Below are 12,490 nucleotides of genomic sequence, written 5' to 3' on the forward strand. Positions count from 1 at the left end.
CTTTATACAAAATATAATGATAAGCATAGGTAAAACAGTAGATATATAAGACCATTTGATATATGAATAGCCAAATCCAATACTAGCGCTGTAAGTTTTGCTGAAATAATTGACTATTTTTACATATTAATTGAAATAAAAAAAATTATGGCTTTAGAGATAACAGATGCTAATTTTGAAGAAACAGTATTAAAAAGTGAGAAACCAGTAATGGTTGATTTCTGGGCAGCTTGGTGTGGACCATGTAGAATGGTTGGACCAATCATAGAAGACATCAGTAAAGATTACGACGGGAAAGCTGTTGTAGGGAAACTAGATGTAGATGCTAACCAGGAATTCGCTGCTAAATATGGAGTGAGAAATATTCCAACAGTGCTTATTTTCAAAGGCGGAGAAGTAGTTGGACGTCAAGTTGGAGTTGCTCCAAAAACCACCTATGCTGAAGCATTAGATGCTCTTTTATAGAGAACTTCAAATTTTAAGATATAAGCCTCGCTAAATTTAAATTTAGCGAGGCTTTTTTATTCTTCCTTATTTAAGGGTTTCTTCCCTGTCTCGATATTTATCTGAATGCCTCGAATTTTAAAATTATCTTCCTACCAATCATTGGGACATACCTCTTGAACTTGCCCCAAGCTTCTGGAACGCAAAAAAAATTATATTCCGTACCTTTCTCAGGTAATTTTAGATTTAAAAAATGTTAGAACAGGAAGTCCATAAATCGGGTGGTTTCATCAACTTAGATTTATTAGCCAGGCAGGTGGTAGAAGGTTTTATTTCTGGGATCCATAAAAGTCCGTTTCATGGATTCTCTGCAGAATTTGCCGAACATAAGATCTATAACAATGGAGAAAGTACAAAGCATATAGATTGGAAGCTTTATGCAAAAACCGATAAGTTGTATACAAAGCGGTATGAAGAAGAAACCAATTTGAGGTGTCATTTGATTATAGACAACTCTTCTTCTATGCATTTTCCTATTATGAAAACCTTCAATAGGGTCTCTTTGAATAAAATTGCTTTTTCTGCTCTAGCAGCAGCTTCGCTAATGCAAATTTTAAAGCGTCAGAGAGACGCTGTTGGTTTAAGTGTGTATAGTGACAAATATGAATTTTATGCGCCAGAGAAGGGAAGTGAGCGCCATCATCATATGTTGTTGAATGAATTGGATAGGATGGTTGCCAGTCCAGTGAAAAATAGAACAACAGATAGTTATACATATCTACACCAGATCGCTGAAAAATTAAAAAGAAGATCTTTAGTCTTCCTTTTTACAGATATGTTCCAAGAGGATAAAAAGGAGGAGGAATTATTTGAAGCACTAAAGCATCTTAAATATAATAAACACGAAGTGGTGCTTTTTCATGTCATTGATAAGAAAAAAGAGCTCAATTTCGACTTTGATAATACTCCAAAACGATTTACAGATGTAGAATCGGGTGTTCATTTGGATCTTTATGCTGAAAATTTCAAGGAATCTTATCAAAATTCAGTCGAAAAATACTTTAATATGCTCAAACTACAATGTGCGAAATACCGAATAAAGTACGTGCAGGCTGATATTGAGGAAAGTTTCGAAAAAATTTTAACCACCTATCTTATTGAGAGACAAAAATTTGCGGGCTAATGCAAAAATTAATCAAAAATTATTTTAAAAAACGTTTGTGGAATCTAAAAACAGGTGTATATTTGCCATCGCAATAAAGCAACGGTCTGGTAGTTCAGTTGGTTAGAATGCCTGCCTGTCACGCAGGAGGTCGCGAGTTCGAGTCTCGTCCAGACCGCTTATTACACTTCAAAATAACACTAAAAGCCTCTAAATCAACGATTTAGAGGCTTTTTTAATTCAATTAATCTCATTTGATAGCAAATAAACCTAAGTAATTGGTGCTCAATTCGGTGCATATTTTTTGATGAAAAAATATGCACCGCGAAGCTCCTAACGTACTGTTAATAAATGTTTTACGAGGATTTTTTAATGCATTAATTTCTTACCTTCCGATGTATAATTTAAATATGCACCGATGAATAATCTATTATCTATACTATTTTATCCTAAAAAGACAACCTCTGTCAAAAGTACAGCTGCTGTAATATATGGGCGTTTAACCTATAATGGAAAGCGAATAGATTTTACAACTTCTAGAAAAATTGACATAAAAAATTGGAATACTCATAGCAATAATGCTAAGGGTAATTCCGATGAGTCAAAATCTATAAATAGGTATCTGGATTCCATAAAAGCCAAACTATATAATATACATGATCGATTGATCAGGGATAATCAAACAATATCCTCTAAGATCATTCGAGATATTTATTTCGGAAAAGGGGAGGAGGAACGTATGCTAATGGAGATTTTTCAAGATCATAATGACCAAATGAAAAAGCTAATTGGCAAAGGCTATACAAAAGGCACCATGCAACGCTATGAGGCTTGTAAAAACCATATCGAAAATTATCTGCTGTACTCTTACAAAAAGAAAGATATTCCTGTTCAGGAAGTAGATCATAAATTTATCACCGGGTTTGATCATTATTTAAAATCCCAAAAAGACTGCGCACATAACACAGCTCTAAAGTATATCGTGAATTTTAAAAAGATCATCCGTATTGCTTATGCCAATCAGTGGATAGATCGGGATCCATTTTTTCACTGGAAAGGAACCTGGAAGTCTTCTGAACGGGAATATTTGACTGATATGGAACTTCAGAAAATGGCGGAAATAGAATTTGATATTCCCCGTCTGGACCTAGTAAGGGACATTTTTTTATTCTGTTGTTATACTGGCTTGGCATTCGCCGATGTAAAAAAGCTATCAGAGAATGATATAGTGATCGGAATGAACGGTAAAAAATGGATAAAAACCAAACGTCAGAAAACTAATTCTATGAGTAGTATTCCCATACTCGAAGTGCCGGAAGCAATACTTGAAAAATACAGCGATCATCCGCAGGTAAAAACCGGGAAAGTAGTATTGCCAGTGTTGACCAATCAAAAATCCAATGCCTATTTAAAGGAAATAGCTGATGTGTGTGGCATCAAAAAGAATTTAACCACCCATTTAGCCCGGCATACCTTTGCGACTACCGTAACGCTTTCTAAAGGCGTGCCTATTGAATCTGTCGGGAAGATGCTTGGACATAAATCTTTAAAGACAACTCAGATCTACGCCAAGGTGCTGGATGAGAAAGTAGCTAAGGATATGGAAGCCTTAGAACAAAAGATGAGACAGCAAAAATAGAATTTGCTGTGCTATTGTATTTATCTCAAATCAAATAAATATGGCTCGATAAAAGAACCAGATAAATAATGAAGAAGACAACAGTAAATATGGGTTGATTTGGCCGATCTTATAAATACAAAATAACAGCCTCAAATAATTAATAGACCCTACTCCATTAATTTTAGATAAGAACTGTTATTTTATCTCTTAATTGAGATTCTTGAAAAACTGATTCTAGATCAGTTTTAGATCTTTCATGATCCCTATAAGATGGGGATTTGTATTGGCATTAAATTCTTCCTTCAGTTCTTTTAAACGCTTCTCGATCGCACTTTTACTGCTGGGTTTTATATTGTTATTTTTTAATTTCTCTTGAATTTCATCTTGGGTTAAACCCCAACTGCAAATGCTAAATCCAACAGCTATTAGCTAAAAAATAATCGGTGTATCTATGGCTTTTTTTTAAATCACAGAATGACAAGAAATCATGAACAATAAACAATTAATTCTCTTCCGCTGAAATTCGATAATATTCAAATTCCGCTTTTTTTCATAAGCTCTCTGGGATTAAAGTCAAAGCAAATATCCGGATGAAGTTTTTACGCTAAATTTGGCGGGACTAATACATTATGAAAAGAACTTTAGTAAGATATAGAAACAGTGCTTTTGGAAGGTATGTTATTCGCAATCAAAAGTACGCTCCCATTCTTTTTTTTATGGGTGGTTTTATTTTTGATACGTTGACCTTAGGGCGAATAGATCGTGTTTATGATACGGTGGTCCTTTGCTCGCATATGACCTTATTATCCATAACGCTTTATTTATATAATACAGTGAATGATGACAAGTGGGAAGGTACTTTTATCAGACGTTATTCGGAATATTTTCCGCTAGCTATACAGTTTTTCTTTGGCGCACTTTCAAGTGCTTTTGTCATCTATTTTTTCAGAAGTGTGTCCATGTCAAAAACCATGATTTTTTTCATACTGCTGGTTCTGCTCTTATTTGCAAACGAGTTTCTTAAAAAGAAAATCTCCAATAAATACCTTCAGTTTAGTGTTTATTTTTTTATAAGTTTTACCTTTTTCGCCTTTATGATTCCCACGCTCATCAGGCAAATGAATACCTTTATTTTTATCATTTCCGGACTTGTAAGTTTGGGGTGTACGTTGGCACTCATCAGGTTTATTTACAGGTCAAGCCCAGGCACAAGAGCTGAGATAAGTCTAAAAAAACTGATGAGTATTATCTTTTGTATTTATATAACAATTAATGTTTTTTATTATTTCAATCTTATTCCACCAGTGCCGCTAGCTCTGGATACCGGGTTGGTGGCTCATGATGTGCGGAAAATAAATAACGAATACATCGTTACTTACGAGAAGGATCAATGGTATGTATTTTGGCGTAAACATAACATCAAATTTCATCGTCAAGCAGATCAAAGAGTTTATGTGTTCACTTCTGTTTTTGCACCTACAGATTTAAAAAAGGCCATTTTTCATAGGTGGAAACGGTACAATCCCGAAACCGGGAAATGGGAAGTAACTGATGACCTTGGCTTTGAAGTTGCCGGTGGGCGTGATCGTGGTTTCCGCGGATATACTTATAAAAACAACCTTGAGGAAGGCCAATGGAAAGTTGATGTAATTACAGAAGAGGAACTGGTACTTGGTGTTGTGGATTTTGTGATTAAAAACACTTCTGAATCTTATAAAAAAGGAATGGTAAAGAAAACATTTTAAAAACTGTTTTCTCAATCATATTTAATGCTCTAAAAATAATTAATAATGCGCTTCATAAGCCTGCATTGACTTCCGGTAGCATAATCTTTCTACCATATCTTTTATTCCTCTTTCAATAAATGTTGCAAGACCTGCCTCAGAATAACATAATCTCCCAAAGGTAGATTATCTTCAGCGACATCTAATGCATGAAATTCTAAATTTTCTGCTCCAAATATTATTTTGTTATGCGCTATAAGTTCCGGAACTATGTCTATGACATGATACTTTTTGGAGTACTTTACCAGTTCTCACCAACCAGAAATCCAATGCCTATTTAAAGGAAATAGCTGACGTGTGCGGTATCAAAAAGAATTTAACCACCCATTGCCCGGCATGCCTTTGCGACCACGGCAACGCTTTCTAAAGGCGTGCCTATTGAATCTGTCGGGAAGATGCTTGGACATAAATCCTTAAAGACAACTCAGATCTACGCCAAGGTGCTGGATGAGAAAGTAGCTAAGGATATGGGATGAGACAGCAAAAATAGAATTTGCTGTGCTATTGTATTTATCTCAAATCAAATAAATATGGCTCGATAAAAGAACCAGATAAAGAATGAAGAAGACAACAGTAAATATGGGCTGATTTGGCCGATCTTATAAATACAAAATAACAGCCTCAAATAATTAATAGACCCTACTCCATTAATTTTAGATAAGAACTGTTATTTTATCTCTTAATAGAGATTCTTGAAAAACTGATTCTAGATCAGTTTTAGATCTTTCATGATCCCTATAAGATGGGGATTTGTATTGGCATTAAATTCTTCCCTCAGTTCTTTTAAACGCTTCTCGATCGCACTTTTACTGCTGGGTTTTATATTGTTATTTTTTAATTTCTCCTGAATTTCATCTTGGGTTAAGCCATTGGCGAGATATTTCACAATATTTATCTCGAAATCATTTAATATCAGCAGATTGCTTTGTTTTAATGCATTTTCAATAGCGGGTGAATTATAATTCTCCCCACTATCTACTCGGATTATCGCTTCCTTAAGTTCCTTCAGACCATTTCGGTCTTTACAAACATACCCATCGATATTACCTGTTTCCCAAAGGTTTTTGACCGTTTGAGGATGATCTTCAATAGAGTTTACGATTATTTTAAGGGATGCATCTTCTTGTTTAAGAGCAGCTATTAATTCTTGTCCCGAGCTTATTTTTTCTTCCCGATGATCTGGTTTAAAGCTGAGGTCACAAATTAGAAGGTCAAAAGCTTCGCCATCTTGAAGAGCTTTTTTTGCTAATAGCCAGGCTTTATCACAGTATTGGGCATGAACTACTTCTAGGATCCCCAATTCTTTTAAAACAGCAGCCACCGCGTGGTTAATGCTATCCATATCTTCTGCAACTAAAACTTTTTTAAACATGCTAGACTTATATTGGGATTTGGATGTTTGTTTTCAATCCTTTTCCTTTTTCAGTTTCAAAATTAAGCTTTCCGTTTACTGAAATAATACGGTTTTCCACATTCTTAAGTCCGTTTCCAGATTTTATAGTCGAAAGTTCGCTTCCCTGTCCATTATCGGAATAATCAATATTTAAAAATTTCTCAGTTTTGGAAAAAATGATGGCAACAAAACTAGCGGTGCTATGTTTTTTCATATTAACCATGAATTCTTGAAGCACGCGGTAGATCACGATTTTCTTTTCTTCAGAAATGTTTTTCCAGTTTATAGAATTTTCACCCTTAATTATAAGTTTTGCATTTGCAGGAGCAGCATTAGAAAGTATGCTTAATAAATGTGCTATATAGTTTTCCCCAGTATCTATATCGCTATTTGCTCTGGAAATATCTCTGGTACGGGAATATATACTTGCCAGATTGTCCAATACATCAGGCGAAGCAATAGGCTCCAAGCTGCCCATCATGTTGTAAATATCATTGGCCAATTCATCATGGATCTTTTTAGAAATGCGCGTTTCTGTAATATAAACTTCCTGTAGTTTCTCTTTTTTATGTTTATGCTTGAAATAGTAAAGAATAAAACCACCAATACTTAAAATTAAGAGACTTCCTAAAAACATAATGAGCATTTGATCCTCCAATTGTTTAGTTTCTAATTGTTGGCGAACTGTTTCTGCTTCTAGATTGTTTATTTCCTTTTCCTTTTGCTCCTCATCGTATTTGATCTTGGCAAATGTGTTTTTTGCTTTAAGATTGGATTCATTTAGATCCTCGTTTATAAGAAAGTATTCTTCTGAATATTTTCTTAGTTCCTCTCCTGAAGAAAGTCGTACTAATCTTTTTAAAGCTCTTAATTGTGCTGATTCACTATTCAATTCTGTCGCGACGTTTAAATGTTCTTTAGCAAATATTTTAGCTTGATTTTTATCTTTTGTTAGAAAATAGACTGAAAGATCATTATAGCTTGATAACAGACCCGGTTTGTCATCAATTTTTAGCCGTATCTCCTTTGCTTCTTGTAGATCTTTTGCAATATCAATAGTGCTATCTCTTAACCATTTGGTATAAGCTAGATTATTCAAAAAACGTGCTTTAGAGCTTTCATTAACTGTGGAAGATTTTAAAACTATCTGTTGAAGTATGCGTATCGCTTCTTCAAACTTCTTTTGATCTCCTAGTACTAGAGCCATGTTATTCAAATGACTTAAACTATCCGCAAGATTAGTGGAATATCGTAGGGCATTCTGATATTCTTTGATTGCATCATCATGAAATCCTTGTTGACGGTAGGCAATTGCAATATTGTTATAAGCACTACTAATCCCTATAGAATCTTTGTATTTATTAAGATATTTTAATGATTCAGTGGCAGATTCTTGGGATCCTGTATAATCCATAACCCTGCCTTGAGATAATGACATGTCTGATAAATTTTTTCCAGCTTTAGCGCTATCATTTATTTTTAAATAAAGCTGAAGCGCTCGATAATGATTTTCAAATACTTTTTCCTCAACTTTTAAATATTTATGGATAGTAGCTTTTCTGTAATAAGCCATGGCCTCATAACTGGTATCTTTCTGAAATTTTGCTGTATTGAGAAGCTTATCAGAAAAATAGAGAGAACTGTCATACTCTTTAATCTGATTGTGATAATAGATCTTGAAGTCCAATAGATTGGTTAATATAGTATCATTTTCGTTGGGAACTGCTGCAAGAGCTTTATTTAAAAACACTATCTTTTCTTGAGCTCCCTTTACAGATTTTGCTTGATCAAAGTAGAATGTAACAGAATCTTTTCTGGGTGACTGTAAAGATGTTGATTCTGTATTATCATTGAGAGAATTTTCTTTCTGATTTGAATTACAGGAAAAGAGTAAAGTTGCCAATAAGAAATATGGGCATATAAGAAGATGGGGGAATTTCATAAAACGAAAATAATTAAAAAAAGCGATGGCAAACAAGTTTTTCAATTCCGGGAAACTTAAGTCATTGAACTTCGGGGTGAAATTGATCTATAAAAGTTTTCCGAATATGAAAGCCGTGCGCCGTATCTCAGATCATATTCCTGTGTGGGCAGAGTTTGAATTTTTTGCGGAAGGTTTGAAGTTGGAAGAGGAGTCGCAGTAGTATTACAAGGATTTATAGATTGAATTATTAAGAGCTTGTTGTCACGGATTACAAATCCGCGCCATTAGATCGATTTCTATTGATTAAGATTTGAATGTATATAAGACAATAGTTCATCTTGGTATTGCTTTTAAACCGACATGCTTTGTCTGCACCTTAACTTATCCTTGTATTCAAATAAAAATCAATATGAGGAAACTTGAAATAAGCCTTACCGAAGAACAATACCAACATATTCAGGAAGAGATCAAATACTCGAACAGAGTTCATTTGTCTGAAGGTGTCTTTGGAGGATATGAGCTATGCCTACGTGTGGGAATCCCGAATCTTTTTGGAGGACAGCTAGAATTGAAAACGAATACTAATATAGACATGGGAGAGGTGGAATCGGAATTTGTTAAAGTGGCGAGCTAATGGGTCTGAAAGATGTAGCCTTTTTTAGGGGGTTAAATAAAACAGGCGCTTTTGCAAGGCTATCTAATTTTTGTATAAAAGAAGCGGTGTTGGCTTGTGTTTTAGAGGACTTTGATGAAACTACTTTCGTGATTGAAAATCATCAGGATAAATGTGTCACTTACTCCAATTCGGAATATTTAGTTTTTGTATTGGTAGAAAAAAATAAAGCAGTGCTTAGGGAGATAAACAAAGCGGTTAAAGAGATCCAACATTTAAACACTATTGTAATTCTAATAGAACAGGAAGTGAAGGTGCCGATGCCTAAAAATTATTTAGGCTTGAATGTAAATAATATCATCGCCGGATCACGGAAGAGAGATATTCCCGGTAAAAATTTATTTATCACATTTTTGAAAGTGCTTTTTGATTATCCAGTTCCTTGATCAATTACGGAAAGCCATAATCATTTTAAATAAAATCGTAGTTACTTTACACTAAAATTTAGTAATAATAGGTGATTTTATTCGCGTATAAATATAAAAATTACAAGAATACTTTAATAATTTTCGATAAATTAAGATTTTATTTTAAATTGCTAACCCAAATTCTTTTGCCCTACACAGAAGAGGTTGATTTTCCTAAACCTCGTATATGTTAAAAACTTTTGTTCTATTTTTTTTCACGTCAATTACTTATAAAATAATCCATAATTGGATTTTTTAAAGTAAAAAGGGATTATTCGTTAATATATCTAATGTTACTTGATGTATTATTATACGGTACCTATAATTGATATTAAGGCATTAGTTAAAAAATTGATTTTAAAATTATAAAACAGTTAATAAATAATAATTGACAATGGAAAAAATAGAAATTACTACACAGTTAAAAAGCCACTTTCTTAGACTTTATCAAATTGCTCTTGCAGACGAAAACTTTAGTCATTTAGAAATGCAGCTACTTTATAAGTTCGCTGAAGAACGGAATGTGTCTAGTGAAGAATTAGATAAGATATTAACTGGATCTATTGGAGAAATAACCATCCCAGATGCTCTTGAAGAAAGAATGGAGTATTTATATGATTTTGCCGTAATGATTTGGGCAGATCAAAAAATCACAGAAGATGAGTTAAGTACTCTTAAGAAGTATTGTAGAAAGTTTGAATTTTTAGATGAAAATGTAGATGCCTTAGCAGAATACTTAATAGAAAGTGCTAAAGAAAATAAATCTAAAACTGAATTTTTGAATGAACTTAATAATTAATAGTCATGAGTATATTAAGAAATTTATCTGCTTTAAAATCTCCGAAAATTGAAGAGTCTCAAAATGAAACTCTATACGATCAAAGATTAACTTATCATAATCAAGGACATGGAGGTTCAAAAGCATGCCTCGGGAATTTTCATAACTTAAAAACTTCTTTACAAGCTCTGTTTCATAGATTTGAAAAAGATTGCAGAGAAGAAGAAGAAGAACAACGTAGATTAAAGCAACCATATATTGCAGAACAGAAAGGAATCAATACCTCTTTGTTAAATAAAGCTGAAACATTGGGCGGCTTATTAGATCACAAATCTACATTGGAGAGTCAAATTGAAAAACTTCAACAAGATAAAATCAATGTCCGTAAGAATCCTATAGATTACGGAATTGAGGTTGATGCCAAGTCCTCGGTTAAATTTTGGATTGGACTATTTTTATTGTTACCTATTAGCGCTTATATTTTTATATTTTACATTTCAACTTCTTATTCAGGATTTTTTAGAAATTTTGATCCTTCGATAGATCTATTCGGGGGGATATTTTATCCACAGGCATTATCAGAAGCCTATAAAGATGGAATGTTGGAATTAGGATTCATTGTTTTTATTCCCTTTGTATTCTTTGGTTTAGGCTATTTGATACACATGTTTCAGCACAAAAAAGGAATACTTAACGTCTTTAAGATTGCGATGTTATTCATTATTACATTTGTTTTCGATGCAATATTGGCCTATTTGATAGAAGGGAAGTTATATGATCTAGATAAGGTATATGGAGATCCACCATTCTCTGTTTCTTATGCTTTAACAAGTCCAGGCTTTTGGGTGATAATATTTGCAGGATTTGTGTCCTATTTAATTTGGGGTTTAGTGTTCGATTTTATTATGAAAGAGCATGCAGACCGTGATAAAATTCAGGTGTTTCTTTCCAGTTTAAAAGCTGAAATATTTAATAAAATGAAATTACTAGAGACCCATACTTTAAAAGTTGAGAATATTAAGGAAGAAATGGACAAACTAAAAGTAAGAGGCACTGAGTTGGACAATATTATTGATGGCTTTATATTCCCGATCAAAAATTATAAAAATAATTCTTCACAGTATTTGCAAGGCTGGCAACATTTTATTGCTTCAGAATTATCAATGGGTCAAAATCATAAGGATGAATTATTGCAAAAGTGCAGAGAAGAATATGATTTACATATAGATGATCTGGGCTTGAATGTTTCACATATACCAAATAAAATTTACCTAAAATCTGTCTAAACATGAATTTTAAATCTTCAATATACCTATTAGCAATATTTACTCTGGCGTTATCCTCATGTGGCGAGGATCCTAAAGAGGAGAAAATAATAGCGGAATCCACACCTAATTTACGAACTGAGGGCACAATGGAATGCCCCGCATATATAATAAAAAATAAACAGAATAATTTAAATATTAGTATTCTTCTTGACCTTTCCGATAGGATTGAACAACCAAAATCTATTGAAAAAGACGTGGCTTATTTGGGAAGCTTATCTAAGGCTTTTACAAACCATATAAAGACTAAGAAATTGGTTTTATTGGAGGATCGTATTCAATTATTCTTTAATCCAGAACCCTCTAGCAGTGCAATAAATGAAATTGCTGAAAACCTTAAAATTTCCTTTACTAAAAACACTCCTAAGGAATTAATTGAGGAAACAAAAACTCTTTATCAAAATGAACCATTGAAACTATATGAATTTGCCAAAACGGATGCTAACGGGAATAAAGAGAATTATCCCGGTTCTGATATATGGCGATTTTTTAAAGACAATGTGAGGGATTATAGTATAGATAATTGTCATAGAAATATTCTGGTAATTCTTACAGATGGCTATATGTATTATGATAAAACTGAAATGAAGGAAGGTGGAAGAACTTCCTATTTAACCCCTAATTATCTATCTAAACTTAATCTAAAAAAGAGCAACTGGAAAGAAGAAATGCAAAAGCAAGATTTAGGTTTCATACCGGCAGCAAAAGATCTGCAAGATCTAGAAGTATTGGTAATTGGAATAAATAGTTTGAACGATAACAATCCTTATGCTTTAGATATTATTCAGGAATATTGGAGCCAATGGTTTAGAGAAATGGGAATTCCAGAGGGGAATTATAAAATTAAAAATGCGGTGATTCCTTCTAATATGGAAGGTGTAATACTAGATTTTATAAATAAATAAAAGGACTAGAATTATCAATATTTTACTGAGGAAGTGCAATTTATTTGTTGTGCAAATTGTTATACTGCTTTAGT

At 33.3% G+C, this 12,490-nt stretch carries 12 protein-coding genes, 1 tRNA gene and 1 pseudogene; 12 read left to right on the top strand and 2 right to left on the bottom strand.

Annotated elements, in window-relative coordinates; all coding sequences use genetic code 11:
• The first annotated feature begins 147 nt into the window (after positions 1–147).
• The 6 genes and pseudogenes from trxA to ES724_RS16965 all read left to right on the top strand — a co-directional run.
• Positions 148–465, top strand: coding sequence for a thioredoxin (gene trxA, locus ES724_RS08830; RefSeq protein ID WP_146932204.1), 318 nt, complete (start codon positions 148–150; stop codon positions 463–465).
• 232 nt (positions 466–697) lie between these two features.
• Positions 698–1,627, top strand: a complete 930-nt coding sequence (locus tag ES724_RS08835) for a DUF58 domain-containing protein (protein WP_146932206.1) — start codon at positions 698–700, stop codon at positions 1,625–1,627.
• 83 nt (positions 1,628–1,710) lie between these two features.
• A tRNA-Asp gene (locus ES724_RS08840) sits at positions 1,711–1,784 on the top strand.
• A 240-nt stretch (positions 1,785–2,024) separates the two neighbouring features.
• The gene (locus ES724_RS08845; protein ID WP_146932208.1) at positions 2,025–3,245 is read left to right on the top strand and encodes a site-specific integrase; all 1,221 of its coding nucleotides are present in this window, start codon (positions 2,025–2,027) and stop codon (positions 3,243–3,245) included.
• Positions 3,246–3,856: 611 nt separating this feature from the next.
• Positions 3,857–4,972, top strand: a complete 1,116-nt coding sequence (locus ES724_RS08855) for a DUF2914 domain-containing protein (RefSeq protein ID WP_146932210.1) — start codon at positions 3,857–3,859, stop codon at positions 4,970–4,972.
• 280 nt (positions 4,973–5,252) lie between these two features.
• A pseudogene (locus tag ES724_RS16965) lies at positions 5,253–5,487 on the top strand (tyrosine-type recombinase/integrase); the annotation flags it as partial.
• A gap of 230 nt (positions 5,488–5,717) precedes the next feature.
• Here ES724_RS16965 and ES724_RS08865 read toward each other — a convergent pair.
• Together ES724_RS08865 and ES724_RS08870 are read right to left on the bottom strand one after the other, a co-directional pair.
• Positions 5,718–6,383, bottom strand: a complete 666-nt coding sequence (locus ES724_RS08865; protein WP_146932212.1) for a response regulator — start codon at positions 6,381–6,383, stop codon at positions 5,718–5,720.
• Between the two features lie 7 nt (positions 6,384–6,390).
• Positions 6,391–8,346: an ATP-binding protein gene (locus ES724_RS08870; RefSeq protein ID WP_146932214.1), complete on the bottom strand. Its 1,956-nt coding sequence runs from the start codon at positions 8,344–8,346 to the stop codon at positions 6,391–6,393.
• Between the two features lie 25 nt (positions 8,347–8,371).
• Here ES724_RS08870 and ES724_RS08875 point away from each other — a divergent pair, with 25 nt between their 5' ends.
• From ES724_RS08875 to ES724_RS08900, 6 genes are all read left to right on the top strand, one after another.
• Complete coding sequence (locus ES724_RS08875) at positions 8,372–8,548, top strand: endonuclease/exonuclease/phosphatase family protein (RefSeq protein ID WP_211362757.1); 177 nt, start codon at positions 8,372–8,374, stop codon at positions 8,546–8,548.
• A 189-nt stretch (positions 8,549–8,737) separates the two neighbouring features.
• Positions 8,738–8,962, top strand: coding sequence for a hypothetical protein (locus ES724_RS08880; RefSeq protein ID WP_146932216.1), 225 nt, complete (start codon positions 8,738–8,740; stop codon positions 8,960–8,962).
• Positions 8,962–9,387: a hypothetical protein gene (locus tag ES724_RS08885; protein WP_146932218.1), complete on the top strand. Its 426-nt coding sequence runs from the start codon at positions 8,962–8,964 to the stop codon at positions 9,385–9,387. The genes ES724_RS08880 and ES724_RS08885 overlap by 1 nt, the downstream gene beginning before the upstream one ends.
• 415 nt (positions 9,388–9,802) lie before the next feature.
• The gene (locus ES724_RS08890) at positions 9,803–10,207 is read left to right on the top strand and encodes a hypothetical protein (RefSeq protein WP_146932220.1); all 405 of its coding nucleotides are present in this window, start codon (positions 9,803–9,805) and stop codon (positions 10,205–10,207) included.
• A gap of 5 nt (positions 10,208–10,212) precedes the next feature.
• On the top strand, positions 10,213–11,472 hold the full coding sequence (locus tag ES724_RS08895; protein ID WP_146932222.1) for an ABC transporter permease: 1,260 nt from the start codon (positions 10,213–10,215) through the stop codon (positions 11,470–11,472).
• Positions 11,473–11,474: 2 nt separating this feature from the next.
• Entirely contained in the window at positions 11,475–12,416 is a 942-nt protein-coding gene (locus ES724_RS08900) for a hypothetical protein (protein ID WP_146932224.1), read from the top strand.
• Positions 12,417–12,490: the final 74 nt, after the last annotated feature.

This window comes from Gillisia hiemivivida (genome assembly GCF_007997295.1).
Classification (GTDB): Bacteria; Bacteroidota; Bacteroidia; order Flavobacteriales; family Flavobacteriaceae; genus Gillisia; species Gillisia hiemivivida.

Coding starts and splice junctions, on each gene's coding strand:
- ES724_RS08835 (WP_146932206.1), top strand. CDS start 698: ATGTTAGAACAGGAAGTCCATAAATCGGGTGGTTTCATCAACTTAGAT.
- ES724_RS08880 (WP_146932216.1), top strand. CDS start 8,738: ATGAGGAAACTTGAAATAAGCCTTACCGAAGAACAATACCAACATATT.
- ES724_RS08845 (WP_146932208.1), top strand. CDS start 2,025: ATGAATAATCTATTATCTATACTATTTTATCCTAAAAAGACAACCTCT.
- ES724_RS08885 (WP_146932218.1), top strand. CDS start 8,962: ATGGGTCTGAAAGATGTAGCCTTTTTTAGGGGGTTAAATAAAACAGGC.
- ES724_RS08855 (WP_146932210.1), top strand. CDS start 3,857: ATGAAAAGAACTTTAGTAAGATATAGAAACAGTGCTTTTGGAAGGTAT.
- ES724_RS08870 (WP_146932214.1), bottom strand. CDS start 8,346: ATGAAATTCCCCCATCTTCTTATATGCCCATATTTCTTATTGGCAACT.
- ES724_RS08865 (WP_146932212.1), bottom strand. CDS start 6,383: ATGTTTAAAAAAGTTTTAGTTGCAGAAGATATGGATAGCATTAACCAC.
- ES724_RS08895 (WP_146932222.1), top strand. CDS start 10,213: ATGAGTATATTAAGAAATTTATCTGCTTTAAAATCTCCGAAAATTGAA.
- trxA (WP_146932204.1), top strand. CDS start 148: ATGGCTTTAGAGATAACAGATGCTAATTTTGAAGAAACAGTATTAAAA.
- ES724_RS08900 (WP_146932224.1), top strand. CDS start 11,475: ATGAATTTTAAATCTTCAATATACCTATTAGCAATATTTACTCTGGCG.
- ES724_RS08875 (WP_211362757.1), top strand. CDS start 8,372: ATGGCAAACAAGTTTTTCAATTCCGGGAAACTTAAGTCATTGAACTTC.
- ES724_RS08890 (WP_146932220.1), top strand. CDS start 9,803: ATGGAAAAAATAGAAATTACTACACAGTTAAAAAGCCACTTTCTTAGA.